General features: G+C 70.6%; 21 protein-coding genes and 1 pseudogene. 11 read left to right on the forward strand and 11 right to left on the reverse strand.

Features of this window, described 5'->3' with window-relative positions; all coding sequences use genetic code 11:
* Together A6A29_RS47125 and A6A29_RS28880 are read right to left on the reverse strand one after the other, a co-directional pair.
* Nucleotides 1-507 (reverse strand): annotated as a pseudogene (locus A6A29_RS47125) (DNA primase); the annotation flags it as partial.
* Nucleotides 504-1,616, reverse strand: coding sequence for a bifunctional DNA primase/polymerase (locus A6A29_RS28880; protein WP_079183071.1), 1,113 nt, complete (start codon nucleotides 1,614-1,616; stop codon nucleotides 504-506). The pseudogene A6A29_RS47125 and the gene A6A29_RS28880, both read right to left, overlap by 4 nt.
* Nucleotides 1,617-2,441: 825 nt before the next feature.
* Here A6A29_RS28880 and A6A29_RS28885 point away from each other — a divergent pair.
* From A6A29_RS28885 to tpg, 4 genes are all read left to right on the forward strand, one after another.
* The gene (locus A6A29_RS28885) at nucleotides 2,442-3,680 is read left to right on the forward strand and encodes a ParA family protein (RefSeq protein WP_073724363.1); all 1,239 of its coding nucleotides are present in this window, start codon (nucleotides 2,442-2,444) and stop codon (nucleotides 3,678-3,680) included.
* Complete coding sequence (locus A6A29_RS28890; RefSeq protein ID WP_073724365.1) at nucleotides 3,677-4,855, forward strand: ParB/RepB/Spo0J family partition protein; 1,179 nt, start codon at nucleotides 3,677-3,679, stop codon at nucleotides 4,853-4,855. The genes A6A29_RS28885 and A6A29_RS28890 overlap by 4 nt, the downstream gene beginning before the upstream one ends.
* Before the next feature lie 123 nt (nucleotides 4,856-4,978).
* On the forward strand, nucleotides 4,979-7,261 hold the full coding sequence (gene tap, locus A6A29_RS28895; RefSeq protein WP_073724367.1) for a telomere-associated protein Tap: 2,283 nt from the start codon (nucleotides 4,979-4,981) through the stop codon (nucleotides 7,259-7,261).
* Between the two features lie 9 nt (nucleotides 7,262-7,270).
* Entirely contained in the window at nucleotides 7,271-7,828 is a 558-nt protein-coding gene (gene tpg / locus A6A29_RS28900) for a telomere-protecting terminal protein Tpg (RefSeq protein ID WP_073724369.1), read from the forward strand.
* A 1-nt stretch (nucleotide 7,829) separates the two neighbouring features.
* On the opposite strand, the gene A6A29_RS28905 is transcribed toward tpg, so the two are convergent.
* Nucleotides 7,830-8,234 carry a VOC family protein gene (locus A6A29_RS28905; protein WP_073724371.1) on the reverse strand — a complete coding sequence of 135 codons (405 nt, stop codon included), beginning with the start codon at nucleotides 8,232-8,234 and terminating at the stop codon, nucleotides 7,830-7,832.
* 132 nt (nucleotides 8,235-8,366) lie between these two features.
* Nucleotides 8,367-9,293, reverse strand: a complete 927-nt coding sequence (locus A6A29_RS28910) for a nitroreductase/quinone reductase family protein (RefSeq protein ID WP_073724373.1) — start codon at nucleotides 9,291-9,293, stop codon at nucleotides 8,367-8,369.
* A gap of 1,559 nt (nucleotides 9,294-10,852) precedes the next feature.
* On the opposite strand from A6A29_RS28910, the gene A6A29_RS28915 reads away from it, so the two are divergent.
* The 3 genes from A6A29_RS28915 (at nucleotide 10,853) to A6A29_RS28925 (ending at nucleotide 13,985) form a co-directional block, all read left to right on the forward strand.
* Entirely contained in the window at nucleotides 10,853-11,902 is a 1,050-nt protein-coding gene (locus A6A29_RS28915) for a bifunctional DNA primase/polymerase (RefSeq protein WP_073724375.1), read from the forward strand.
* Entirely contained in the window at nucleotides 11,899-13,437 is a 1,539-nt protein-coding gene (locus A6A29_RS28920) for a DNA primase family protein (RefSeq protein ID WP_073724377.1), read from the forward strand. The genes A6A29_RS28915 and A6A29_RS28920 overlap by 4 nt, the downstream gene beginning before the upstream one ends.
* Before the next feature lie 161 nt (nucleotides 13,438-13,598).
* A complete protein-coding gene (locus tag A6A29_RS28925) occupies nucleotides 13,599-13,985 on the forward strand; it encodes a DUF6009 family protein (RefSeq protein WP_073724379.1) in 387 nt (128 codons plus the stop codon).
* 90 nt (nucleotides 13,986-14,075) lie between these two features.
* On the opposite strand, the gene A6A29_RS28930 is transcribed toward A6A29_RS28925, so the two are convergent.
* Nucleotides 14,076-14,666 (reverse strand): UbiX family flavin prenyltransferase, encoded by a 591-nt coding sequence (locus tag A6A29_RS28930; protein WP_073724400.1) that lies wholly within the window; start codon nucleotides 14,664-14,666, stop codon nucleotides 14,076-14,078.
* 112 nt (nucleotides 14,667-14,778) lie between these two features.
* The gene (locus A6A29_RS28935) at nucleotides 14,779-16,218 is read right to left on the reverse strand and encodes a UbiD family decarboxylase (RefSeq protein WP_073724381.1); all 1,440 of its coding nucleotides are present in this window, start codon (nucleotides 16,216-16,218) and stop codon (nucleotides 14,779-14,781) included.
* Nucleotides 16,219-16,420: 202 nt separating this feature from the next.
* On the opposite strand from A6A29_RS28935, the gene A6A29_RS28940 reads away from it, so the two are divergent.
* Nucleotides 16,421-17,419, forward strand: a complete 999-nt coding sequence (locus A6A29_RS28940) for an Lrp/AsnC family transcriptional regulator (protein WP_079183072.1) — start codon at nucleotides 16,421-16,423, stop codon at nucleotides 17,417-17,419.
* 108 nt (nucleotides 17,420-17,527) lie between these two features.
* Here the strand turns inward: A6A29_RS28940 and A6A29_RS28945 are convergent, their stop codons facing one another.
* Nucleotides 17,528-18,472 (reverse strand): NADP-dependent oxidoreductase, encoded by a 945-nt coding sequence (locus A6A29_RS28945; protein WP_073724404.1) that lies wholly within the window; start codon nucleotides 18,470-18,472, stop codon nucleotides 17,528-17,530.
* A 114-nt stretch (nucleotides 18,473-18,586) separates the two neighbouring features.
* Between A6A29_RS28945 and A6A29_RS28950 the strand changes: the two genes are divergently transcribed.
* The gene (locus tag A6A29_RS28950) at nucleotides 18,587-19,546 is read left to right on the forward strand and encodes a GlxA family transcriptional regulator (protein ID WP_073724383.1); all 960 of its coding nucleotides are present in this window, start codon (nucleotides 18,587-18,589) and stop codon (nucleotides 19,544-19,546) included.
* A 127-nt stretch (nucleotides 19,547-19,673) separates the two neighbouring features.
* Nucleotides 19,674-20,036: a DUF1330 domain-containing protein gene (locus tag A6A29_RS28955; protein WP_073724385.1), complete on the forward strand. Its 363-nt coding sequence runs from the start codon at nucleotides 19,674-19,676 to the stop codon at nucleotides 20,034-20,036.
* A 47-nt stretch (nucleotides 20,037-20,083) separates the two neighbouring features.
* Here A6A29_RS28955 and A6A29_RS28960 read toward each other — a convergent pair whose 3' ends face one another.
* From A6A29_RS28960 to A6A29_RS28970, 3 genes are all read right to left on the reverse strand, one after another.
* Nucleotides 20,084-21,040 (reverse strand): alpha/beta fold hydrolase, encoded by a 957-nt coding sequence (locus A6A29_RS28960; RefSeq protein WP_073724387.1) that lies wholly within the window; start codon nucleotides 21,038-21,040, stop codon nucleotides 20,084-20,086.
* A 62-nt stretch (nucleotides 21,041-21,102) separates the two neighbouring features.
* Complete coding sequence (locus A6A29_RS28965) at nucleotides 21,103-22,347, reverse strand: beta-ketoacyl-[acyl-carrier-protein] synthase family protein (RefSeq protein WP_073724389.1); 1,245 nt, start codon at nucleotides 22,345-22,347, stop codon at nucleotides 21,103-21,105.
* A complete protein-coding gene (locus A6A29_RS28970) occupies nucleotides 22,344-22,577 on the reverse strand; it encodes an acyl carrier protein (protein WP_073724391.1) in 234 nt (77 codons plus the stop codon). The genes A6A29_RS28965 and A6A29_RS28970 overlap by 4 nt, the downstream gene beginning before the upstream one ends.
* A gap of 188 nt (nucleotides 22,578-22,765) precedes the next feature.
* Between A6A29_RS28970 and A6A29_RS28975 the strand changes: the two genes are divergently transcribed.
* Nucleotides 22,766-23,455: a class I SAM-dependent methyltransferase gene (locus A6A29_RS28975; RefSeq protein WP_073724394.1), complete on the forward strand. Its 690-nt coding sequence runs from the start codon at nucleotides 22,766-22,768 to the stop codon at nucleotides 23,453-23,455.
* Between the two features lie 107 nt (nucleotides 23,456-23,562).
* Here A6A29_RS28975 and A6A29_RS28980 read toward each other — a convergent pair whose 3' ends face one another.
* Nucleotides 23,563-23,931 carry a MarR family transcriptional regulator gene (locus A6A29_RS28980; RefSeq protein WP_241838712.1) on the reverse strand — a complete coding sequence of 123 codons (369 nt, stop codon included), beginning with the start codon at nucleotides 23,929-23,931 and terminating at the stop codon, nucleotides 23,563-23,565.
* Nucleotides 23,932-24,306 lie beyond the last annotated feature (375 nt).

A 24,306-nucleotide genomic window follows, 5' to 3' on the forward strand; every position in this document is an offset into this window, starting at 1 on the left:
ATCCGCGTCCAGCACCCCCGCACTCAACACCATCCCCGGCGCCGACCTCGCCTGCACGAGAAGTGCGTTCATCCCCGACGTGCTCAGGGCGCGGCGGCGGTGCTTGCGCAGGGCGGCGTCGGAGTGGATGCCCCGGGGGTCGGTGGTGGCGATGCTCTCCGCCATCTCCCCCGCGGCCCACAGCACGGTGTCGTCCTCGTCGCTCTGCCAGCGGGTGTTGTCCCAGCGGTACCAGCCCAGGCCCGTGACATGCCGGTAGTCGTGCGCGTAGAGCTTCACGAAGAGCTTCGCGTTGCCCCGGTCCGTCAGGGTGTCCGGCATCAGTCCGACGGCCGAGACCTGTTCGGGGAGCAGCGACGTCCCGGACTGCGCGGGTACGGGTGCGGTCCCCGGCCCTGCGGACGCGCCCGGGGACGGGGTCGCGCGGGCCGTCGTCTGGGCGATGATCTGGGCGGCCACGGCCTGGGCGTCGAAGTCGAACAGCGAACCGTCACCGGTCGACGTCATCCGTTCCTCCCCAGGTACAGCGGCCGGCGTGAACCGGCGCTCATTCCACTACGGATGATCTGGGCGGCGCGCCGGTCCTGCCCCGGACGGGCGACAGCGGCAGCTGACTGAAGGATCTGTTCGGCCTGTTCATGAGTGAGGTGTCCGGCCGTGACCAGTCCACCGGCGGTGTACGAGGCACGGTTGAGCTTCTCCGAGAATCCGGCGCCCTCGGCAACGGCAGCGCAGGCGGTCACTTCGGCCAGCACGGCGCTCAGCGCGCCGGCGGTGCGTTCCCGCCCGCCCCCGGCGGCGATGACCGCCTGACGGGCCCTGGAGGGGACGGGCCTCGGGCCGGGAAGCCGCTCCTGGGGCAGGTGTCCCGTGCGTTCGAGCTCCTGGGCGAGCCAGCCGGGCAGGAGCGCCGGACGCCTGGTCGTCCCGAGTGCTGTGTAGCTGCCCGCCGCGGTGGTGGTGCCGGGCGCGATGATGTAGCCGCCGTGCGCGCGGACGTCCACCTGCCAGGCCAGGGCGCGCCCGTTGCCGGACCCGGTGGAGCACTGCCAGGCGCGGGCGTCGGGGGCCCGGTACCAGACGTGGAGGCCGCCCGAGGGGGTCCGTACCCGCAACGTCGATGTGTCGGCGGCGGGGTCGGGGGCGCCCCGCAGGGCGGCCAGGACAGCCAGGGTGTGGAAGCCGTGGGTCAGGCCGGTGAGGTCGACCTGTTCGGGGATCGGGATGCCCGGCAGCAGGCGGTCCCGTTCGGGCAGGCTCTGCGGGTGGGCGTCGATGTCGATGACCACCAGCCCGGCGGGGCCGCAGGAGACTCCCACCCCGAACTCCGGGTTGCTCCCCCACCATTGACCGATCCTGTCGGGGTCACGGGTGGCGGCGTGGAAGCCGTGGCACCAGCGGCCCTCGGCGGCGCAGCCACAGCCCCGGTGGGTATGACCGGGCCGGCGGCAGGCGTCGCAGTTCCCGGCGGGCGTCTTGCGTCCGGCGGCGAGCGGGTGCACCGGCCAGCCCTGCTCGGCACACCACCGGGCGGTGGTCACGGCGGAGGGAAGGGCCGGGGGCACCGGGGCGGGCCGCGAGGAGTCGAGGTCTGCAACACGCAGCTCAGAAGCCATGTGCACCCCCCTCATAGCGACCGAAGCGACTCAACGACGAACATAGATTAGCGAACACATGCCCTGGGCACGGAACGCAGCTGCCCGAATCTTGCATCGTGTCGAACATGGGACTGTCCACATGCGGACGACCGGCACTCCAGCGACCGGAACGGTTGAGTCGCTTCTTGTCGCGGATCAGCAAAGCACCAGGTCAGGACATGCGCTCGGGCTTCAACAGCGACTGAAGCGACTCAACTCACCTATATATGACGCACACACGCACACAGGAATGTCTTCATATACCTACACCTTCGGTCGCTTCAGTCGCTGCCCAGCCGTTGGCACGCCTCTGACCTGGTGTTTCTTTGCCCTGATGGGCAGCGACCGAGGAGGTGTCCGGTCGCTGGACCTTCGGTCGCTGCGACAGGGGAAGCCGTCGGCGCCGGGCGCGGGGCAGCGACCGAGCGACCCACCCGTCGGGTCGCTGCCCCGGAACGGGCCCGAACGAGCCCGGAACAGCGACCCAGACCTTCACGCCCCGCTGACGGCAGGTCACCCCCAGGTCCGCCCGCGCCCCACCCCCACCCCCGCCTCGGCCCTCCGGTCCCCCGCGAGGCCCCCCTGGACTCCCCCGGCCCTTCGGGACTCCCCCAACCCCCTTGGCACTCCCCCGGTCCTGATACCGGCGGACCAAGATCACGAATTATCACGCCGTGATAATCGCCCGCCGCCCGTCTCCCGGCCCGGCTGCTGACTATCACGGCGTGATAATTCCCCATCTGGGCAGTGAAAACTAACGTGTCGCGTCCCCAACCGCGCCGCTTCGTTAGTAAAGTTCACTGCATGGCTTCCCCCGCTACCCCCGGCGACCGCGAGAAGGTCGTCTCCAAACTGCCCGGACAGCTCCGGCAGGACCTCAAGGTCCGCGCCGCTCAGCTCCGTATCGAGATCCAGACGGCCGTCGAGCAGTCCGTCGACATCTGGTGCGGTCTCGCCTCGACGTCGGCCGCGGTCGACACCTCGGGCGCCGACTCCTTCTCCACCTGGCTGCCCGTCGGCCAGTGGGACACCTTCAAGTCCACGGCGGCCGACCGCAAGGTTTCCCTCATCCAAGGTCTCGCGCAGGCGGTCCAGGTCTGGCTCCGGGCCAACCCGGCCCCGACCGTGGAGCGCCCCGAGATCCCCCGCCGCATCATCGTCTGCAACCAGAAGGGCGGCGTCGGCAAGACCGCGATCACCGCCGGGACCGGCGAAGCCCTGGCCGAGGACTCCGGTGCCCTCTATCCCGTACGGGTCTCCAAGCACTTCGCCGCACTCCTCGACGAGAACGGTTCCGACCCGCTGACCCTCGAAGACCTCCCCGGCATGGGCCTGCGGGTCCTCCTGGTCGACTTCGACCCGCAGTGCCACCTCACCAAGCAGCTCGGCTACACCCCGCTGCCGATGGACGGCGACAGCCTCACCAAGCACATGGCAGGCGACGCCACCGGTGAGCTCCGCGATCTGATCGTGCCCATCGAGGAGGACCGCTTCGGGCAGCGGCTCCACTTGCTGCCGAGCTGCAATGACGCCTTCCTCCTCGACGTACGCCTCTCCGGTGTACGAGCGAGGGAAGCGGCGCTGGAGCGGGCCCTCGCCCCCGTGGAGGCGGACTTCGACGTCATCATCGTCGACTGCCCGCCCAGCCTGGGCCTGAGCATGGACGCCGCCGTGCACTACGGCCGCCGCCGGGGCAATGAGGCACCGGGCTCCTCCGGCGCACTCATCGTGGTCCAGGCGGAGGACAGTTCGGCCGATGCCTACGACCTGCTCACCACACAGATCGAGGACCTCCGGGGCGACCTGGCCCTGGAGCTCGACTACCTCGGAATCGTCGTCAATCACTACGACGCCCGCCGCGGTTACATCGCCACGTCCTCGCTCCAGGCGTGGATGGACATAAAGGAACCCCGTGTCGTCGGTGTCATCGGGGACCTGAAGGAACAGAAGGAAGCAGTACGGCTCAAGCGGCCCCTGCTCGCGTACGCCCCCAAGTCCGACCAGGCGGTCGGCATGCGTGCCCTCGCACGGGAGATCTCATGAGCAAGGCCGACAAGCTCGGGGCCGGCGCGTCGTTCGGCCAGGCCCGTGCCGTCAGTGCCCGGCGCGCCGCGATCGGGGCCGCCACCGGTGCGCCCACGACGGGTGTTCCGAACCCCACGGAACTGCCCGTCGGTGTCATCAGCCAGAACCCGGACAACCCGCGCGACCACCTCCGGGACCTCGAAGGGATGGCGGAGAGCGTCCAGGAGCTCGGTGTCGTCAACGCCATCACCGTCGCCGCCGTCGACGCCTACCTCCGTGAACGCCCCGACCGCGCGGCCGATCTGGACGAAGGCGCCACCTATATCGTCATCGACGGCCACCGCCGCCTCGAAGGCGCTCGCCGCGCCGGGCTGAAGACCATCAAGGTCCAGGTCGACAACGCACGGGTCGCGACCGACGAGGCACTGCTCGAAGCCGCCTTCGTCTCCAATGTGCAGCGCGACAACATGACCGATCTGGAACAGGCCCACGCGCTCGATGCCCTGGTGACGTTCTACGGGAGCCAGACCAAGGCGTCCAAGCGCCTCGGGCTCTCCCAGGCGTCGATCTCCTCCAAGCTCTCCCTGCTGAAGCTGGCGCCGGATCTGCAGGCCGAACTGGTGACGGGGGAGCGCCAGGTGGAACACGTACGCAACCTCGGCAAGCTGAGCCCGGAGGAACAGCGCGCCGCCGCCGACGCACGAGCCTCGGACGCGGCGAGGCGCCGAAGCCGGGCGAAGCCCGCGAGCGCGGCGGAACCGGCTGCGGATTATCACGCCGTGATAATCCGAGACGATCAGCCGACGGGGGAGTCCGCCCCCTCGGGCGATTATCACGGCGTGATAATCGCTGATGCCGACCCGATGGGCGAGTCCGACCGGTCCGGGGATTATCACGCCGTGATAATCCGCGACGAGGAGTCGACGGGGGAGCCGGATCGTGCCGACGATTATCACGCCGTGATAGTCGCTGACGCCGACGCGACCGACGCCGACCCGGGCGCCCCCGCTCTGCCGTCCCAGTCGGGCGGCCACGAGGCCCCTGGGGCAAGCGATGCCGCAGCCGGCGGGGGAGTGCCCTGGCACGACCCGGTCGCTCTCGCCGCGATGATCTGCGCGCACATGCCCTACCAGGAGCGCACCCGGCTGACCCTGCTCCTGGCCGAGAAGAACCGCGCCGAGCTCAAGGGCTGAATCACCATGGTGTGGGGCGCTCGTGCCGCACGGCCCGCCCCACACCGCGCCTGTACGCAAGGTGTACGCCCTTAGTACGCGGTATGTCCGCTGCCGAAGATACGATGCCGATGGGAGGTGCCCATGTCCGAATTGTTCGACGCCGTCGACGCACTGATCGCCGGGCAGTCGTCGCTGCCCCCGACCGCCGAGCGGGAGCGGCTGCGCAAGGCCCACGGGCTGAGCCAGGAGCAGGTGGCGGCTGCGTTGAAGGTCCGTCGCGCCACGGTGGTCTCGTGGGAGAACGGCAGGACGGAGCCGCGCCCGCCCCAGCGGGAGGCATACGCACGGCTGCTGACCCAGCTCGCCGAGCTCTACCCCGCCGAACCGGCCGCCCAGGCTCCCGTCCCCGCCACCGCCCCGGCGCCGGTGGCTCCTGCCCCGGCCGCCCAGGCTCCGGTCCCCGCCCCGGCAACTCCCCAGCCGGTCGCTCCCGAGCCGATCGCCGAGGTCGCCGAAGAGGTCGCCGAACCGGCCCCCGTGTCTCCGGCAGCGAAGAACACCGCGGCTCGTGGTCCGGCCGGGCAGCCCCCCCGAACCGCGAAATCCACCACCGCGAGGACCACCACGGCCAGAACCACCAGAGCCAGGTCCGGCACCCCCACCACCCCCACAACTCCCGCCGCTGCGCCCCCCGACCCCCGCTTCCTGAACGGCCCGCTCGGCGTGCTCGACGGCGACGGATCGCTGTACTGCGTCGGCGGCCTGGTCCTGGACTGTCCGGCCACGACCGTCGCCTCGCTCGTCGAATGGACCCTCGCCGAGGCGCGGCTCGGCAGCCCCCGGCTCCACCGCAGCGGCAAGGACGGCGACCCTCTCGTCGTCCTCAGCGCCGCCGCCGCCGAACGTCTCGGGCTGCCCGCGACGCTGGAGGACCGCAGGGGTCTGCGGCTGCCCGAGAACCACAAGGTGGTCCAGCAGGTGACGAAGGCGCGGTGGCAGCTCACCCGGCGCGGCTTCGGCCCCTGGACGCGGATCTACCGCCCGGTGCAGTCCGGGCAGCGCCAGTGCGTCCAGTTCGCGGTCCTGCCGTGGGGCGCGCTGGACGCCCGCTCCTGGGGCGCCGCCGACCACATGCCGCCGGAAGAACTCGCTGCGGTGCTCGGTACGTTCGCCCGGCGGGTCATCACCCCGCGCGGCTCCACCGCCGTGTCCGGACTGGAACTGATGACCGCGCTCCGTCCGCCGACCAGGGCGGTGCCGGACGAGACCACCGGCGCCTGGACGTCGGGCCCGGTCGCCGGTTCCCTGGCCGAGCCGGTCGACCCAGCGCCCCCGGAGGCCCCCGACGAACACCCGGTCGCCGCCGCCCTGTTCCCCCGAGGCCACCGGCGTACCCCGGCCGAGGTTCTCGACGAAGAGGCCTACGAGTGGGTCCGGGACCCGCAGTTGCTCACCGACGCCGAATGTGAGCGGAAGTACGCGGTGGGCATCGACGTCAACACGGCCTTCCTCGCCGCCGCCAACCGCCTCCTCGTCGGCCTCGGAGCACCGGTCCACGTACGGGCGCCCGTCTTCGACAAGGCGGTGCCCGGCTCCTGGCTGATCGATCTGTCCGGCATCGAGCTGGACCCCCGGCTGCCGTCCCCCTTCACCCCGCACGGCGTACGCCCCGAGGGCCCGGCCTGGTACGCGACTCCCACCGTGGCGTACGCGTACGAGCTCATCGCCACCTACCGGCTGCCCGTCACGGTCGCCCCGCTGGAGGCCTGGATCCGTCCGGAGTCGGGGCCGTACCTGGACCCCTGGTACAAGCACCTCAGCGAGGCGTACAAGACGACGATGGCCGACCTCGGTGTCGGCTCCGGCATGGGGGAGGAGGAGTTCCTCGCGGCGATGGCCACCCACAAGGAGACCGACCCGGGCATGGACACCGTCCTGTCCGCGATCAAGTCCACGGTCAAGGGAGGCATCGGGAAGCTCCGGGAACGCCCCCAGGGAGCGTCGTACCGGTACGGGGACCGGTGGCCCGCGCTGGAACGCCCGACCTGGCGCCCCGACATCCGTGCCGCCGTCATCTCCGCCGCCCGGATCAATATGCACCGCAAGATCCTCAAGACGGCGCTGGCCACTCAGTCCTCGCCCGCCCCGGCCGGACATCTCACGTTCGACGAGGACGCGTTGATCCCCGTGGCGCTGCTGTCCGACTGCGCGGTCTACCTCGCAGACGGCCCCTCACCGCTGGACGTCCTGCCCCGTACCCCCGAAGGAAAGCCGGCCCCCGGCAGCTTCCGCCTCGGGGTGTCCCCCGGCATGGTCAAGCACGAGGGCACCCAGGACCTCCTGTGGGCCGTGCGGATGCTCGACGAGGGCCACAACCCGGCCCGGCACATCAAGGGCAACGACGCCGCCGACGACGGAGAGTAGAGCACCTCGATGGGCATCTTCGAAGACAGCCTCGACAAGGCCGCCGCCAACACGGCGACCCGCCCGATCCCGAAGTCGGCCGGGGCCCAGGTCCGTTTTCTGGTGAAGCAGGTCAAGAACTCCACCCGGGCCGCAGCCCAGCTCCTGGGCGTCTCGCAGCGCACCGTGGAGCGCTATCTCAAGGGCCAGATCAAGCACCCGCGCCCCGAGCTCGCCGCCCGCCTGGAAGCCGAGGTCCGCAAGCGCTGGCAGCCCCGCGTCCGCGACCGGGCGAAGAAGCAGGCCGCGACCTCGACCGGCATCGTGATCGAGACCCGGGCCCGTTTCGGCTTCACCGCCGCCCCCGGCACCACCGACGACGGACGGATCCGGCTCATCACCCAGCACCTGCCCCCGGCGTACGCGGCCCGCCTGTTCGACGCCCAGAGCGCGGGCGCCACCGAACAGCAGCTGCGGAACATCGCCGCCGAGGGCCTCCAGGACCAGTACTTCCGGGACCGCGGCCGCCGCGCCGAGGGCCTTCAGGTCGAGTTCACCGATATCGACTACGTGGAGCTGGACTTCTGACTCAGTCCTCCATGTCCTGCGGATACCAGCGCAGCTCGACGGTGTTGCCATCGGGATCCTGTACGTAGACCGACTGCGCGGAGCCCCGCGCGCCGTAGCGGTCCACGGGGCCCTCCAGCACGGTGAAGGCGCCCGAGTCGATGACCTGCTGCCAGTCCAACGGCTCGACGACCAGGCAGATATGGTCCACGTTCGACTCGGAGCGCGGGCGGTCGAGCAGATCGATGATCGTCGTCGGGCTGATCCGTACCGATGGGAACGGGACCTTTCCGGCCCGCCACTCGTCCACCCGGACCGGCTCCAGGCCGAGCGGCCCGCAGTAGAACGTCAAGGCGCGTTCGACGTCCTGCACGTTGAGCACCAGGTGATCGAAATCCTTGACGCGCACGTGCGCTCGCACTCCCATGAAACAGCCTTTCCATGATCCGGCCCGGTCCGCCGCGGACCGGGCCCTCCGATCGGCCCGCCGCTTCGAACGACGGGCCGTCGGGGCGTGGCTGTCCGAGGAACCGGACAGCCACGCCCCGGTCTGTCCGCGTCAAGCATTGCCGACCGGGGGAGCCGGAGCAGCCGGGGGCCAGGGAACATCGGCGAGGAGGGGGAGAATCGACGCTTCCTCGTAGTCGAGGTGCGCGTTCAGCTCCGCCGACATCTCTGCCAGCTCTGCACGGAAGCGCCGGGGGTCGGCGATGGCGATCCCGGCGAGCAGGGACGCCAGTTCGCCCTGGATGCGCGCGACCGTACGGTGCTCCTCGCGAAGCCGGTCGAAGGTGTCGCCGAGGCCGGGGTGATAGCGCGCGATCCCCGGAAACAGATGCGCGTCCTCGCTGGTGTGGTGGAACTCCAGCGCCTGGCAGAACGCCAGGCACCGCTGACGGATCTGCAGCCCGAGCCCCGGGGGAGGGGGCTCACCGGGCCCCTGGTGAGCCGCGCGTACGGCGAAGTGCGCTTCGACCTCGGCGCTCACCTGACGCAGCTGGCCGCGCAGCCAGGTATGCACCTCCCGCACCTTGTCGGCGAGGGTACGGATGTCGCGGGGCCCCTCCCAGCCGTCGGGCTCGGCCCGCTCCAGCACCACCACCGGCAGCACCCTGGAGGTCCGGTCCTGGTAGTCGCCGTACCCGGGCTCCGCCCGCACGACATGGGTGAACAGCTCGTCACGCCGCGCCCCTTCGGCGGGGACCGCGAGGGCTTGGAACGTACGGGTGCCGATCTCCACCCTTACGACGGGGTGGGCGAGCAGATTGTGGTACCAGGCGGGATGGACCGGGCCGCCGAGGTTGGACCCGACGAGCAGGAACGCGTCGTCGTGGCGAACGTAGCCGAGGGGAGTGGTCCGCTCGGCCCCCGACCTGGCGCCGGTGGTCGTCAGCAGGAGCAGGTTCCCGCCTTCGAACGGGCCGCCGACCTTCCCTCCGTTGGCGCGGAACTCCTCGATGACGGATTCATTGAAAGACATGGGCATACGGTGTGTGTCTCCGGAAGACGCGGGGATCCGCAGGAGCTGCGGAAACGCGGGTGGGTCCGCAAGGGCTGCGGAGATGGCCGGTGGTGACATGCGCAGGCGAAACGGCCGCACGGCTCCCGCACGCGGACGACCCGGGGCACACGACAGCGGTGCCGGGAAACGCGAAGGGTGAAGGAGAAGGCGCGGCTGCGCTACGTCAGATACAGGGCGCGGAGCAGAAACTCATGACGGACCCCTTGATGAAGGGTGCTCGCCCGGCCACCGGCCGGCCCACTGCTCAGTGACCGGCGCCACGCGGCACCGGTCCCATTACATGGACGCGGGCCTCGCCTGTCAACACGGACGGTCACCCACCGGGGCGCGGCAGGCCGTCAGGGGCCGGTCAGGGGCCTGTGACGGGCAGGCGGGCGTTACTGATGGACAGGCGCGTGCCGAGGCGGCGACGCGCGCGTGGAAGGCGAGGGTGGCCACGCAGACGGCAACGCTCAGCGGCCAGTTCGCCGCCGACACGGAAGCGACGGTGAGGGTCAGCGCGCTCAGCGCGAGGGCCACCGCGGCGGCGGTGCCCGTCCGAGCGACAGCGCGGGGTGAGCAGCCGGCGCGCGAGGGAGCCCGTGACACCGAGGAGCCCCGCTGCCAGCAACGCCGTGAGGACCGCTGTGGCCGCCCAGCGGGGCGGCCACAGCCCGCACGGGGTCCGGCAGCCGGTGACCCGCCGTACGGGCGGAGAGCTCCACCAGGTACCAGCACAGGAGTAGATGGTGCCCTTGCGCAGCTCCAGCACACCGTTGCTGCGCTCCGAGCTACGCCCGGACGGGCCGGGGGACTGCGGGGGACTGACAGGGCCTGACCGGGGGAGGGGCCGACAGTGGCTGAGGCCCTTTCGGTCCCTCCCCTTCAGTCCCTGTAAGAAAGTGCAGGTCAGAGACGTTCCGGTCCCCGGAAAAGGGACTGAAGGGACTCAACTTCCTAGTTATAACTCCACTAGCGCGTAGGCGCGTGTATGCGCGGGCGTATGAATGTATGTATGTATGCCTTGTATCTAGACTGGCTCATAATTAGGGATTTCAGTCCCTTCAGTCCCTGATCAGAGGGGTACTACCCCTCTGACCTGCGGTTATCCCAGGGACTGAAGCACAGGGACCGAAAGGGCCCCAGCCCTGCTTCTGGCCGTTCAGACCCTCCACCGGACCTCTCCGGGCTCCCGGAGGGCGCGCCGCCCCCTCCAGGAGCCCGTTCCCCGGCAACTCGCCCGGAGGAACCGGCCAGTCCCTGCGTCCGGTCGGTCCCTGCCTCCGCCGCACGGCGGAGGCAGGGACTCAAGGGACCGGGAATCTGATAGAACGGCACGCGGGTCGAAACCGTCATTCCCTGCGGATCCACGTCATAGACTCTCTTCCGAAAGTGAGTCCCTTCGGTCCCTGCCCACAGCAGGGAACCCCCTGTGACCAGCAGGCTTCCGGCAGGGAACCAAGGCCCCGACGACCGGACCCGACGAGGACGACTGCGTGCAGTGCCACGGTGAGACGAGCTCAACCGCTCCCCCCGCCAGGTCGGTGGCCCCGCTTGCCCTTGCCCGCTGGTGCGCCGGAAACGGCTGGCCGGTCCATCCGCTGGCCGCAGGACGGAAAACGCCGGCTGCCAACTGCCTCGCCTGCAAGGACCGGCACCACGATCCCGCGACGTGCCCGTGCCTGCCCGCCGGACGCCCCTGCCACGGCTTCCACGCGGGCACCACGGCCCCGGAGAGGATCGAGCGCTGGTGGGGCGACAGTCCCCGCGCCGGGGTCGGTGTCGCCTGCGGTCCGGCCGGGCTGGTCGTCATCGACATCGACGCACACTCCGCCGCCGTCCCGGACCGGGGCCGCCTGCTCCCTGGCATCGCGATCCACGAGTCCGTCAACCTCGACGGACTCGCCTCGGGCTTCGACACTCTGGCGCTCCTCGCGGCACTCCGGAGGCAGCCGTCCCCCGCGGAGGACGAAAGCACCCTGAGGGTCCGTACGCCGTCGGGCGGGCTGCACGTCTGGTACCGGAACCCGGCCCCCGCCCTGCGGTACCGGTCCTCGGCCGGGTCCAGCCCGAAGGTCGCCCTCGCCTGGCAGGTCGACGTACGGGCCCACGGCGGATACATCATCGCCCCGGCGACCCGTACCTCCCAAGGCACGTACGAAGCCGTCGGCGCCACCCGGATGCCCGCCCCGCTGCCGGAGTGGCTCGCGGCGGAACTCACCCGCACCGGACACGTCCTGACGCCCGACCGCCCGAGAACGCCCCCTGCCCCGCTCGCCACCCCCCTTCCCCGTGCCCGCGGCGCGCGCAGCCCGAAGCGCGCCCAGCGGGTGCTCGACCCGCTCGTCGCCGCCGTCCGCGCGTGCGCGGCGACGCCCGAGGGAGCCGGGTTCACGGAGAAGCTGAACCGCGCCGCGTTCACGGCCGGGGGCCTGATCGCCGCCGGGCACCTGGACGAACGGGCCGTCCGCCCCCTCCTGGCGGACGCGGCCGATGCCGCCAGGCCCTGGCAGACGGCGCGCAACGAGAAGATCATTCATGACGGTCTCGCCGCCGGGACCGTCCGTCCGCTCCACCTCGAAGGACGTTCATGAGCAGCGCCGAAAGCAAGCGTTTTGACGCAACTGCCGCCGCTCAGCAGATGCTCGATCTTCAGGACGACATCCCGGCCCTGCCCGCGCAGACGTCGGCCGAGCAGCCGCCCGCACCGGCGCCCCCCGCTGCCCCTCCGGGCGGGGCAGCGGACGGACAGCTGCCCACCACCCTCACTGACCGCGGCAACGCGAAACTGTTCGTCCGCCTCTACCGCGACGCGTTCCGGCACGTCGAGGGCCTGGGCTGGTTCTGCTGGGACGGATACCGGTGGAAGCGCACCGGAGGGGAGAAGGCCGCACTGTGGGCGGCGGGGGAGATGGCCGAGGAGATGCCGGAGGCCGACCCCCGCGGCGTGTTCAGTAACCGCGAGCTGTACCTCCACAAGAAGCGCACGCTGTCGACCACCGGCATGAAAGCGCTGCTCGTCCAGGCCAAAGCCTCCCCGGACCTGTCCCTGGACCCCGACACCCTCGATGGCGACCCCTACGCCCTGTGCACTCCCGAAGGCGTCGTCGACCTGACCACCGGCAGGCTCCGCAAGCCGGACGCGACGCGGGACTTCCACTCCCGCGCCACCAGCGTCGCCCCCGAAGCCATGCCCACCCCGCGCTGGGACCGCTTCCTCACCGACACCTTCGGCGACGACGCCGAAGGCCGGGAAATGATCGACTTCCTGAACCTGCTCCTCGGCTACTCCGTCACCGGCGACGTCGGGGCCCAGGTCCTGCCCTTCCTCCACGGCCAGGGCAAGAACGGCAAGTCCGTCCTCCTCGACGTGATGATCCAGATCCTGGGCGACTACGCGGACGCCGCCCCGCCCGGCTTCCTCATGGACCGCGGCGCCTTCTCCGAGCACTCCACCGAGCTCACCGAACTCCACGGCCGCCGCCTCATCGTCTGCAGCGAACTCAAACCGAACGACAAGTTCGACGAAGCACGTGTCCGCCTCCTGACCGGCGGCGACAAGATCAAGGCCCGACGCATGCGGCAGGACTACTTCTCCTTCACCCCCACCCACCACCTCTGGCTCCTCGGCAACCACCGCCCCGAGGTCTCCACCGGCGGCTTCGCCTTCTGGCGCCGCATCCGCCTGCTGCCCTTCGAACGCGTTGTCCCCGACGCGCACAAGATTGACAACCTGGCCGTCGAACTCGTCCGCGACGAAGGCCCCGGCATCCTGCACTGGCTCACCGAAGGCGCCCGCCGCTACCTCGCCACCCGCGACCCCCTCACGGGCCCCGACCGGGTCCGTATCGCCACCAGCGCCTACGCCAACACCGAGGACCACATCGGCCGCTTCCTCGCCGAATGCTGCACCCGCGACACCGAGACCCACCCCGACCTCCGCGTCGAGCAGGGCCTCCTCTACAACGCCTACAGCTCCTGGTGCACCGCCGGAGAAGGCATCCGCCCCGCCACCGCACGCACCTTCGCCACCCGGGTCCGGCAGGAACTCGCCCTCGCCTCACCCTCCGACATGATCAAATCCAACGGCAGGAAGTTCTACCCCGCCCTGGCCCTGGTGGCCGAGTAGATGCCGCCCGCCGACGCATCGCCGCACCCATACCCCGGACCCCTCTACGATGAAGGGGCCCACCCCCGCGCGGACGTCCCCGCCGCGCCCCGGGCCGGGACACAACGAAAGCACCGGACGGACCACCACCGGCGCAGCCCCACACAGGAGGGAACGCGGCCATGAGCTCGCTACTGACCGAGAGCGACCTCAGCGACGAAGCCCGCATCGTGTGGCTGGAGAACCCCGACGCCCTCGACTACGTCCGCCAGGCCCTCGACAAGACACCCCGCCGCCGCAACAAACCCCGCTACGCCCGCGACGGCCGGATGATCGGCTACACCGAACTCGACGAGACCGCGGACGCCGACCCCGACAGCGGCCTCTACCGCCGCCGGGTCTTCTTCCTGCTTCCCCACGACCGCGACACCGCCCCCGAAGGCGTCTACCGCCAGGGAGCGCCCGGTGAGGCCGTCGACCCGCGGACCGTCGAGGCCCGCAAGGTCGGAGAGAAGACCCTCCGCTCCCAGCAGGGCGCTGCCGCGTCCGTGTCTTCCGCGAGCCGCTGACACACCGGGCCGCCCGGTGCCGCAGCATCACGGACCGGCGGCGTCAACCCGGCGGTAGCCCGCGCCGGGCCGGATTCTCCGTACGGTGGATCAGCGCCCGCTGCGCGCGTCGCCCAGACCCTGCCACCGCTCCGCGATGTCCGCAGTGGGTGCGGGGAGCCGGAACTGGTCGAGTATCCGCATCACGATGTGGTCCACCATGTCGCTGATACCGCGCGGGATGTCGTAGAAGGCGGGCATGGGCGGGACGATGCGCGCCCCCATCCGGGAGAGGGCGAGCATGTTCTCCAGATGGATCTCGTTCAGCGGTGTCTCCCGCGGTACGAGGACCAGCGGGCGGCGCTCCTTGAGCGTGACATCGGCCGCGCGGGAGATGAGATTGTCGGCGAATCCGTGGCGTACCGCCGCGAGGGTCTTCATGCTGCACGGCACGATGACCATACCGGCGACCGGATAGGAGCCGGAAGAGATCGTGGCGCCCTGCTCACCGAACTTGTGACGCACATCGGCGAGTTCGGCGAACTGCCGGCTGGTGCGGGACGTCTCCACCTCAATGGTGGAGCGGGCCCAGGTGCTCAGGACGAGATGGGTCTCCACCTCCGGCACCTCCCGCAGGACCTCCAGCAGCCGGAGCGCGATCGGGGCCCCGGTGGCGCCGGTGACTCCGACAACGATCCGGATGGGGACGTGTGTGGGGGTGGGGGCTGTCACAGCATGCTCCTGATACGGAAGGGGAGGGGGCGGACCGGCAGGGAGAGAGGCACACAGCGGCCCTCCCTCCCCGCGGTGCGGGCTACAGCGGCAGGACACCCGCCCAGCGCCTGCGCAGGTCCTCGCGGGTCGCGTCGTCGACGCGGTTGGCCGCCGGGTACTGGTCCTTCCACGCGAACGGCTTGGTCGCGTCGATCAGCACGATGCCCATCGACAGGTCGCCGTCCAGGCGCTTGGCGGGCGACAGGCGCGGATCGATCGCGGTGGTGGGTGCGCGCAGCACCTGGAGGGACTCGGACGGGTCGACGCGGGTGAACACCGCCCACAGGACGTGGTTGATGTCGGTGATGTCGATGTCCTCGTCGACCACCACGAAGTACCGCTCCATCCCGCCGGTACGCTTGCGCCCCGCCGCCGCGAGCAGCGCGTGCATGGCGTCGCCCGCGCCGGTCTGCTCGATGGAGACGACCATCATGAGCTGCCGGGCGTACGCCCACACCCCCTTGATGTTCTGCACCCCGGAGGCTTCCAGGTGGTCCCAGGTCACCGACGCCGAGTACAGCGGGACGGCCTGGTCACCGGCCGGAACGGTCGGGAGCATCGGCGGGGCGCCCAGGATGATCGGGTCGTCGCGGTGCAGGATCCGGGTGACCCGGACCACGGTCTCCTGGCCCGAGTGGGTGTAGTAGCCGGTCCACTCCCCGAACGGGCCTTCCAGTACGGACTCCTCCTCGACCGGCGGCAGTTCACCCTCGATGACGATCTCCGCGTACGCCGGGACGGGAAGGTCGCTGCCCGGTGCGTACAGCACCTCGACCCCCTGCCCGCGGAGCCCGCCCGCCAGGTCGTACTCCGACATCCCGGACGGCGCGGCGATCGCCGCAGCGGTCGAGAGGATCGGGTCCTGGCCCACCACCACCGCGATCGGGCAGTTCAGGCCGCGCTGCCAGTACTTCTCGGCGATGGCCTTGGCGTGCCGGTTGCCGAGCATCCAGAGCGAGAGCCGGTCCCGGCCCTGGACACAGGCCCGGTACGTACCGACGTTGACCCAGCCGCTGTCGGGGTCACGGGTGATGACCATGCAGGCGGTACCGATGTAGCGGCCGCCGTCCCCGTCGTGCCACTGCGGCGCGGGGAAGATACCGAGATCCACGTCATCGCCGACCAGGACGTTCTCCAGCACCGGGCCCGTGGCGACCTCCACCGGAGGAATCGGTTCGAGCCGCTTGCTCAGGTCCTTCCACTCCCGCACGATGTCCAGCTTCCCCGTCTCCGGCGGCAGCCCGAGGGCCACCGCCGTACGGGCGGCCGTACCCATGAAGTTGGTGAACACCCGGTACCCCGCCGGGAAGCCGGGGATGTTGTCGAACATCAGGGCGGGGCCTTCCTTCTCCGCCATCAGTTCGGTGATGCCGCCGATGTCCAGGTCCCGGTCCGCGCCGTCGATCCGGAGGACCTCGTCCTTCCCCAGGGTCCCGGTGATGTGGTCGATGTAATGCCGAAGATCACGGAATGCGCTCATGTGCCGTCGGGAGCCGGGCAGCAGGCCCGGATTCTCCCGTCCTCCTCATTCTCGAAGGCGGTCGGCTGCGCCTGAAGCAGTCGGCCGCGAAGCGTGCGGCTCCCGCCCGGGGCTCGCACACCGAGGATTCGCACCGGCCCCGACCGCGGGCAACGAGCAGGCACGCGGATGCCGGTTTTCACGAGATATAGAGTCGGGATACATGGAATCCCTCGATCTGCGGCTGATCCACGCACTGAAGATCGACGGCCGCGCGCCGCTGCGCCGGATCGCTTCGGTGCTGGGTGTCTCCGACCAGCTGGCCGCCCGCCGCTACGCCCGGCTCTGCGAGACGGCCGGGCTCCGCGTCGTGGGACGGCTCAACCCCCGGCCGGTGGGACAGACCGTGTGGGTGCTGCGCCTCCAGTGCGTCCCCAGCGCCTCGCACGGCATCGCCCGCGCACTGGCCGAGCGGGACGACACCCGGTGGGTCCAGCTCGCCTCCGGCGGGACCGAGGTCATCTGCCACCTCGCGGTGCACGGCGACAGGGACCGGGACGCCCTGCTGCTGGACAGGATCCCCGCGAGCCGTCGGGTCACAGCGATCACCGCGCACCGGATGCTGCGGCTGTTCAAGGGCGGCCCGACCACCTGGCACGGCCCCACCTCCGCGCTGAGCCGGGAACAGAGCGACGCCCTCGCCCCCGGGTACCCGCCTCCCGACGCCCGGTCCTCGCCGCTGCGGCTCACGGATCTCGACCAGGTCCTGCTGGCCACGCTGACCCGCGACGGCCGTACGCCGCACGCCCGGCTGGCCGCCGAGGCCCGCTGCCACGAATCGACCGTGCGCCGCCGCATCGCCCATCTGCGTACGGCCGGGGCGCTCTTCTTCGACGTGGACGTCGACGAGAGCACGCTGGGCGACCCGGCGGCCACGGTGATGTGGATGGCCGTGCGGCCCGCACGGCTCGCAGCCGTGGCCGCCGCGCTGGCAGATCACCCGGAAGTGGCGTACGCGGCGGCCACCACGGGGCGTACCAACCTCTTCGCCAAGGTCCTCTGCCCCGACGACGAGTACCTGTACACCTACCTCTCCGAACGCGTCGGAGCCCTTCCCGGCATCGACACGGTCGAGACCGCCCCGGTCATCCGCGTCGTCAAACGCTCGGGCTCCGTCGCCCGCGACCGGGGCCGGCCGGTGGGCGCGAGCGGCGAACGGTGAAGCGCCCAGGGGCATTCACCCTCATGAGTGACGCAACGACCGGTGCCCCGCCCAGGACACCGGTCGGTGAACTCCGCCGGACCGCGGCGGTCAGGACGCCTACGGCCGTCAGGACGCCTGCGGTTCGACGGTGAGCACGATCTTGCCCGTGGTCCGGTCGGTCTCTCCGAGGGCGTGCGCCGCGGCCGCCTCGGCGAGCGGGAAGACGGCCTCGATGTGGGCGCGCAGCGAGCCGGCGTCCACGAGGTCCGCGATCGCCCTCATGCCCGCGTGGTCCGCCTCCACGAGCAGGGTTTCGACGCGGACACCCAGCCCGTCCGCCCGCGCGGCCTCGTCCGGGTCCGTCCCCGGCAGGAGGGAGACGAGGACGCCGCCGGGACGCAGAATGCCGAGCGACCGGGCGCGGGTGTCGCCGGAGAGGGGGTCGAGGACGACATCGATGTCCTGGACGGCTTCGGCGAAGTCGGCGCTGCGGTAGTCGATCACTTCGTCGGCGCCGAGCGAGCGGACGAAGTCGTGCTTGGGAGCGCTGGCGGTGCCGATGACGTACGCGCCGCGGGCCTTGGCGATCTGGACGGCGAGATGACCGACGCCACCGGCGGCCGCGTGGACGAGGACCCGCTGACCGGGGCGGACCCCGGCGGTGTCGATGAGCGCCTGGTACGCGGTGAGGGCGGCGAGCGGGAGGGCCCCGGCCTGGATGTGGTCGATGCCGGTGGGCTTGTGGGCGAAAGCGCGCGCCGGGGCGGTCACGTACTCGGCGTGGGAGCCCACACCGTACGGGTAGGGGAGCATGCCGAAGACCTCGTCGCCGGGCTTGAACAGGGTGACGCCGTAGCCGACGGCTTCGACGACTCCGGAGACGTCCCAACCGAGGACGAGCGGCAACCGGTCGAGGAAGCCGCCGCCGGCCCGGTGCTTCCAGTCGGTGGGATTGACACCGGCCGCGCGGACGGCGACCGAGATCTGGCTCGGTCCGGGGACGGGCTTCGGCAGGCGGACCTCCTTGAGGACGTCGGGGGCGCCGTTGATGTCCTGGCTGATGGCGCGCATGGTGGCGGCGGCCGATGCGGTGTTGTCCGCTGTGCTGTGGCTCATGGGTCCAGCGTGGCGGACCGGCCCGTTGCGTACCATGGCATGATTGCCATCTTTCGACAGGATCCTGCCATGGGACATGTTCACCGCGTCGCCGTCCTCGCACTGGACGGCGTGTACCCGTTCGAACTGGGCATTCCGAGCCGGGTCTTCGGAGCCGCGGACGGCCGGTACGAGGTGGTCACCTGCACCGTCGACGGACGCCCGGTGCGTACGAACTCCGATTTCTCGGTCCATGTCGAGCACGGCCCGGAGGTGCTGGCCACGGCCGACACCGTCGTGATCCCACCGTTCGACACCTCACTCATCACGCGGGAGGTGCCACCGGCCCTCGCCGCAGCCCTGGCCTCCGTTCCGACGGGCGCGCGCGTCGTGTCGATCTGCACCGCCGCCTTCCTCCTCGCGGCCGCCGGACTGCTCGACGGCCGCCCGGCCACCACGCACTGGGCGCTCGCCCGCGTCTTCCAGCAGTGGTTCCCGCACATCGCGCTCGATCCGGACGTGCTCTTCGTCGACGACGGAGACGTGCTGACATCGGCGGGCGCCGCCTCAGGGGTCGACGTCTGCCTGCACCTCGTACGCAAGGACCACGGCACCGAGATCGCCAACCGTGTCGCGCGCGCCTGCGTCGTACCGCCGTGGCGGGACGGCGGGCAGGCGCAGTACATCGAGCAGCCGGTGCCCGAGACCTCGGCAAACGGAACCGCGGCCACCCGCCAGTGGGCGCTGGAGAACCTGCGCGAGCCGCTGACCCTGGCCGAACTCGCCGGCCACGCCCGCATGAGCCTGCGGACCTTCGCCCGCCGCTTCGGCGAGGAGGTGGGCGTGAGTCCGGGGCGGTGGCTGATCCAGCAGCGCGTCGCCAGGGCACGCCACCTGCTGGAAGCCACGGACTCTCCGGTGGACGACATCGCCGCCCAGGTCGGCTTCGGTACGGGTACGTCGCTGCGCCAGCACCTGCACACGGCCATCGGCGTGACCCCGCTCGCCTACCGGCGCACCTTCCGGGGCGTACCGGCGGACATCCACTGAGACCGAGCGGGGAGGGAACACCCGCTCGCGGCCCCGCTCATGATGATGTGTGAGGTAATCGCGGCTCCGGCCACTCCCGGCTAGGTTCGGTCACCGCTCATGTTTCCCGGAACCGAGGAGCCCGACCGTGCCCGCTTTCGGCTTCGCCCATCTCCGCAGCCGCCGTCATCACTCCGACATCATCGAGTACCTGGAGCGCATCCAGGCAACCCTCGACCCCTTCGAGGGCCGCTTCGTCATCCACGGCCCGCCGACCGAAGTGCTGGAGGGGAACTGGCCCGGCACCATGGTGCTGATCGAGTTCCCCGGCCTGGATGTGGCCCGCGCCTGGTACGACTCCCCGGCGTACCAGGAGATCCTGTCGCTGCGCAGCGACCACATCGAGGGAGACCTCCTGCTGATCGACGGCGTCGGTCCGGGCTACGACCCGGCCGACCGCGCCCGCAGCCTGCGCGCCCAGGCCGAACAGGCGGGGGAGCGGGACTCGTAGGGCCGAAACCGCAGGAGGAGCGCCGGGGAGCGCCGGGGAGCGCCGCCCTACCGGGAGGCCACGCCCATGACGTCGGCGCGCGACGCGCTCTGCTCCGGCAGCACGCCGTTGTGCGGTGCCGTGTCATATCCCGTGCCGTTCTTCTCGGGCAGCACGTACGGCGCGTCCTTCAGCGACCGGCCGGTGAAATAGCGCAGTGCCAGGTCCGCCACGTCATGGGCCCGTTCCAGCACGACCCAGTGGTCCGAGTCGCGCACCTGAAGGAACGTGCCGTGCTCGATCGTCGAGGCGAAGGCCCGCTGCTCGTCCACGGGGGTGAGATTGTCGTGCTCGCCGCTGAACACCAGCGTCGGCACCCCGTCGAGCCCACCCTCCAGGGAGGGGACCGCCGTGCTGAGCGCGCGTTCCAGGGAGGCCTGGGCATGCGGCGTGCGGGAGTACGTCTGGTACACGGCCCGCTTCACATACCGGTAGGCGAGGTGCCGGTGGAGCACGGGAAGGGCGGGGTCCCTGCACAGCATGGACTCGGCGAACAACGCCGCGAATTCGTGGAGACGGCCCGCCTCCAACTCGTCGGACAGTTCCTGGAGGCGGGCGTACTGGGCGTCGGAGAGCGAAGTCGGTACGCCGCCGAGGACCAGCCGGGAGACCAGCCGGGGGCGGCGCTGCGCACACAGGTAGGCGATGACCGCTCCGAAGGAGTAGCCGAACAGATTGACGCGGTCCACGCCGAGGTCGTCGATGATCTGCTCGGTCGCCCGGCAGAGCAGCGGGAGCGCGTCGTGCGCGGCCAGCGGGTCGGCGCTGCCGGTGCCGGGGAGGTCGGCGGTGATCACATCCGTCACCGCGCCGAGCCGGTCCTCGATCTGGGGCCACCCGTACATCCCCTGCAACGCGCCGCCCAGGACGAGTACCGGGTCGGTCCGGGTACGGGGCCCGGGGACCAGCCGGTAGGAGTAGGACAGGCCGTCCACGGTCAGGGTACGGACGATTTCTTCGGGCATGGCTTCCTCATGTTGATGGCCCGCGCCGGGCGGAGCGGCGGCGGTCTCAGGGCGGCGGCGGATCATGCCCGCGTGAGCACCAGGGCGGCGGCGAACCCGCCGAACCCCATCGACGACTTCACCGCGCAGTCCAGACGGGCAGGCCGGGCCTCCTTGGCCACCACCTCGACCGGGACGGCGGGGTCCAGGGATGTGAGGTTCGCGGTGGGCGGGACGAGCTGATGATGCAGCGCCAGCACGGTCAGGGCGGACTCGATCCCTCCGGAGGCGCCGAGAGTGTGTCCGGTCATCGCCTTGGTGGACGTGACCAGCGGACGCTGTCCGCACACCCGGGCGATGACGGCGCTCTCCACGAGGTCATTGAGGACCGTCCCGGTGCCGTGGGCGTTGACGTGGTCGACGTCGGAGCCGGTCAGACCCGCATCCGCGAGCGCGGCACGCAACGCCCGTTCCAGACCTGCCCCGTCGGGGTCCGGCGCGACGGTCGCGTCGGGGTCGGTGGCCGCCCCGTAGCCGGTGAGCTCGGCCAGGACGGTGGCGCCGCGCGCACGGGCGTGCTCGGGGCGCTCCAGAACCAGCAGACCGGCGCCCTCGCCGAGGACGAAACCGTCGCGGTCGGCGTCGAAGGGGCGGCATGCGGCCGTCGGGTCGTCCCGGCGGGTGGACAGGGCTTTGAGCTGATTGGCACCGGCCACCAGCAGCCGGCTCGCCGCGGACTCCGCACCGCCCGCGATGACGATGTCGCAGGCCCCGGACCGCAGCAACTGGTGTGCTGTGCCCAGCGCGTGCGTGCCCGAGGCACAGGCCGTGGAGATCGCGAAGCTGGGCCCGCCCGCCCCGAGATCGCGGCACACGCTGTCGGCCGCCCCACTGACAGGCGTGAGCAGCCCCACCTTGGGGGAAACCCGCCGGGCCCCGCGCTCGCCGAGCACGGCGATCTGTTCGTCGTAGAAAGGCACACCGCCGTGGCCCGACCCGATGACCACCGCGACCCGGTCGCCGTCCCACACACGGTGGTCCAGCCCCGCCGCCGAAACGGCCTCGCGTGCCGCGACCACCGCCAGCTGGGAGAAACGGTCCATCAGCCGGGATGTGGCGACCCCGAGCAGCGCTGCGGAGTCGAACCCGCCGACGGTATAGGCGAAGTCGCAGGCCATCCCCACCAGCGCCGGGTGCGGGCCCACTCCCGACGGTGTGGTGGAGTGCGTGATGTGGTGCCACGTCCGCCCGGCACCGATTCCGGCCGCCGTGACCAGGCCCACGCCGGTCACCGCCGCCGCGAACCGTGCGCCGCGCGCCGTCTTCACAGGGCCGCCTTGAGGCCCACGAGATCGATGAGTTGGGCGACGGTGTGCCGAGAGGTCAGATGCACGTCGTCCAGGTCGATACCCATCCGGTCCTCGATGATCACCCGCAGCTCCTCCAGGGCCAGCGAGTCCAGACGCAGCTGATGCAGCGGAGTGTCCGCGGGAACCGCCTGTGAGTCGACGCCGAAGTTCTGGGTCAGTACGTCTCGGACGTGTTGCGCGGCGCCCACGGGTCCTCCTTCAACAGTGGTGCCCGACCACCGTTTGGCAGGCCCTGTTGCTGAACGCCGGAACCGGCGAGCGGTTACGCTCCCGGCGACCCGCACCGGGCCGCTCGCACACCAGAACGAAGCACCGGGCGATTCCGTCGACGGCCAACGGGGGTGTACATGCGGCCGGGACTTGATGGACTGGGCGGATGAAGATCCTGTCGCCTCGTGTCCTGCGGGCCCTCGAAGGGTTCAATGCCGCTTATCCCTGGGACCACAACGCCCACTTCCACCGCTGGATCCTGCGGCAGCTGCCCGGACGCTTCGACCACGCCCTGGACATCGGCTCCGGCAGTGGCGACCTCGCAAGACTCCTGGCCGGACGTGGCGCCGCCGTGAAGGCGGTCGATTCCGATCCGGTGATCACCGCCCAGGCCCGGAAGCTGACTCCCGCCGCGCTTCCTGTGACCTACACCGTGGCGGACGCCGTAGCCGAGTTCCCCTCCGGCTCCTACGACGTCATCACCTGCGTCGCCACCCTCCACCATCTGCCGTTCGCCCAGGCGCTCACCTGTTTCCGCCGTCATCTGGCGCCGGGAGGAGTCCTGGTGGTCGTCGGCCTGTCCCGCGCCCGGACGCCTGTGGACCACCTGCTCGGTGTCGCGTCCATTCCGGCCAACGCGGCCATGGGCTGGCTCAAGAACAAAGGCCGCCCCTCGCCCCGTCCTGTCTCCATGACGGCGCCTGTCCGCCCGGCGGACACGACCTTTGACGACATCGTCTGCGAAACCGGAAACATCCTCCCCGGCGCGCGACTGCGACGACGGCTGTTCTGGCGCTACACGCTCGTGTGGGACCAGCCCGAGCAGCATGGGACCTCTGGTCACGAGGACGATTGATCACAGGGGCGATACGGGAGGCGGGCCAGGGTTTCTACGAAGGCAGTTCGTACGGGGCGGGGTTGAGGACGGGCTCCTCGGCCCGGGGGCGATTCTCCGGTCCCTGATCAGGAGACGGCTTTGAGCACCTGACGGCGTTTCTGGTCGTCCCTCTCCCGCCGCTTGACGGCGAGCTGGTCCTGGTAGGCGGCCGCTGCGTTCTTGTAGCGGTCGATGAAGTCGGGGAGGTTCAGCCGTTGTTGCTTGGGCATCTCCCTGACTGCGGCGACGGCGTCCTCGGGGGTGAGGTAGGCAGCGAGCATGGCGTTGATCTGGTAGATCCCGGCGCGCTGTTTCTTCACCAGCTGGGCCAAGTCCAGGTCTCGCATAGCGGCGTTCACCGCGGGACGGCTCAGTTTGAGCATCTTGGCGATGGTGCTCTGGTCGATCTCGATGCGTCCGCCGGGCTCGCTGTGCGCGCGGAGCTTGAGCAGCACGCGGTAGGCCGCGGGTAGCAGGTCCAGATCGGCGACGATGCCTTCGGCGTTGACTGGCGGCGAAATGCAGACTCACTGGTCAGTCTTCCTCTCTTGCCGCTGCGCGCGGTCCTTGCGGCACTGGGTTCGTTGTTCCACCCAGTCGGTCCGCAGCCTGTTGTTCTCCTCGCGCATCTTCTCCGAGGAGGGGAAGCGCACCAAGTCGGGGAGGCTCCGGTCCGATCGGATCTTCGAGATGGTGGTGTGCTGGTCGACCTTGACGTACTCGGCCGGGGTGGTTTCGGTGCCGGGGATGAACTCGGCGACAGAGGGGGCACATGTCGTTTCGTGGGGGTGTAGTTGAGGGGCCGGTTTCGTTTTTTGCTGGGGTTATCC

This window comes from Streptomyces sp. TSRI0281 (assembly GCF_001905125.1).
Taxonomy (GTDB): domain Bacteria; phylum Actinomycetota; class Actinomycetes; order Streptomycetales; family Streptomycetaceae; genus Streptomyces.

What these genes read in the sequence shown, in the direction of transcription:
- A6A29_RS28880 (WP_079183071.1), bottom strand. Translation starts at nt 1,616, where the DNA reads ATGGCTTCTGAGCTGCGTGTTGCAGACCTCGACTCCTCGCGGCCCGCC.
- A6A29_RS28885 (WP_073724363.1), top strand. Translation starts at nt 2,442, where the DNA reads ATGGCTTCCCCCGCTACCCCCGGCGACCGCGAGAAGGTCGTCTCCAAA.
- A6A29_RS28890 (WP_073724365.1), top strand. Translation starts at nt 3,677, where the DNA reads ATGAGCAAGGCCGACAAGCTCGGGGCCGGCGCGTCGTTCGGCCAGGCC.
- tap (WP_073724367.1), top strand. Translation starts at nt 4,979, where the DNA reads ATGTCCGAATTGTTCGACGCCGTCGACGCACTGATCGCCGGGCAGTCG.
- tpg (WP_073724369.1), top strand. Translation starts at nt 7,271, where the DNA reads ATGGGCATCTTCGAAGACAGCCTCGACAAGGCCGCCGCCAACACGGCG.
- A6A29_RS28905 (WP_073724371.1), bottom strand. Translation starts at nt 8,234, where the DNA reads ATGGGAGTGCGAGCGCACGTGCGCGTCAAGGATTTCGATCACCTGGTG.
- A6A29_RS28910 (WP_073724373.1), bottom strand. Translation starts at nt 9,293, where the DNA reads ATGCCCATGTCTTTCAATGAATCCGTCATCGAGGAGTTCCGCGCCAAC.
- A6A29_RS28920 (WP_073724377.1), top strand. Translation starts at nt 11,899, where the DNA reads ATGAGCAGCGCCGAAAGCAAGCGTTTTGACGCAACTGCCGCCGCTCAG.
- A6A29_RS28925 (WP_073724379.1), top strand. Translation starts at nt 13,599, where the DNA reads ATGAGCTCGCTACTGACCGAGAGCGACCTCAGCGACGAAGCCCGCATC.
- A6A29_RS28935 (WP_073724381.1), bottom strand. Translation starts at nt 16,218, where the DNA reads ATGAGCGCATTCCGTGATCTTCGGCATTACATCGACCACATCACCGGG.
- A6A29_RS28940 (WP_079183072.1), top strand. Translation starts at nt 16,421, where the DNA reads ATGGAATCCCTCGATCTGCGGCTGATCCACGCACTGAAGATCGACGGC.
- A6A29_RS28945 (WP_073724404.1), bottom strand. Translation starts at nt 18,472, where the DNA reads ATGCGCGCCATCAGCCAGGACATCAACGGCGCCCCCGACGTCCTCAAG.
- A6A29_RS28950 (WP_073724383.1), top strand. Translation starts at nt 18,587, where the DNA reads ATGGGACATGTTCACCGCGTCGCCGTCCTCGCACTGGACGGCGTGTAC.
- A6A29_RS28960 (WP_073724387.1), bottom strand. Translation starts at nt 21,040, where the DNA reads ATGCCCGAAGAAATCGTCCGTACCCTGACCGTGGACGGCCTGTCCTAC.
- A6A29_RS28975 (WP_073724394.1), top strand. Translation starts at nt 22,766, where the DNA reads ATGAAGATCCTGTCGCCTCGTGTCCTGCGGGCCCTCGAAGGGTTCAAT.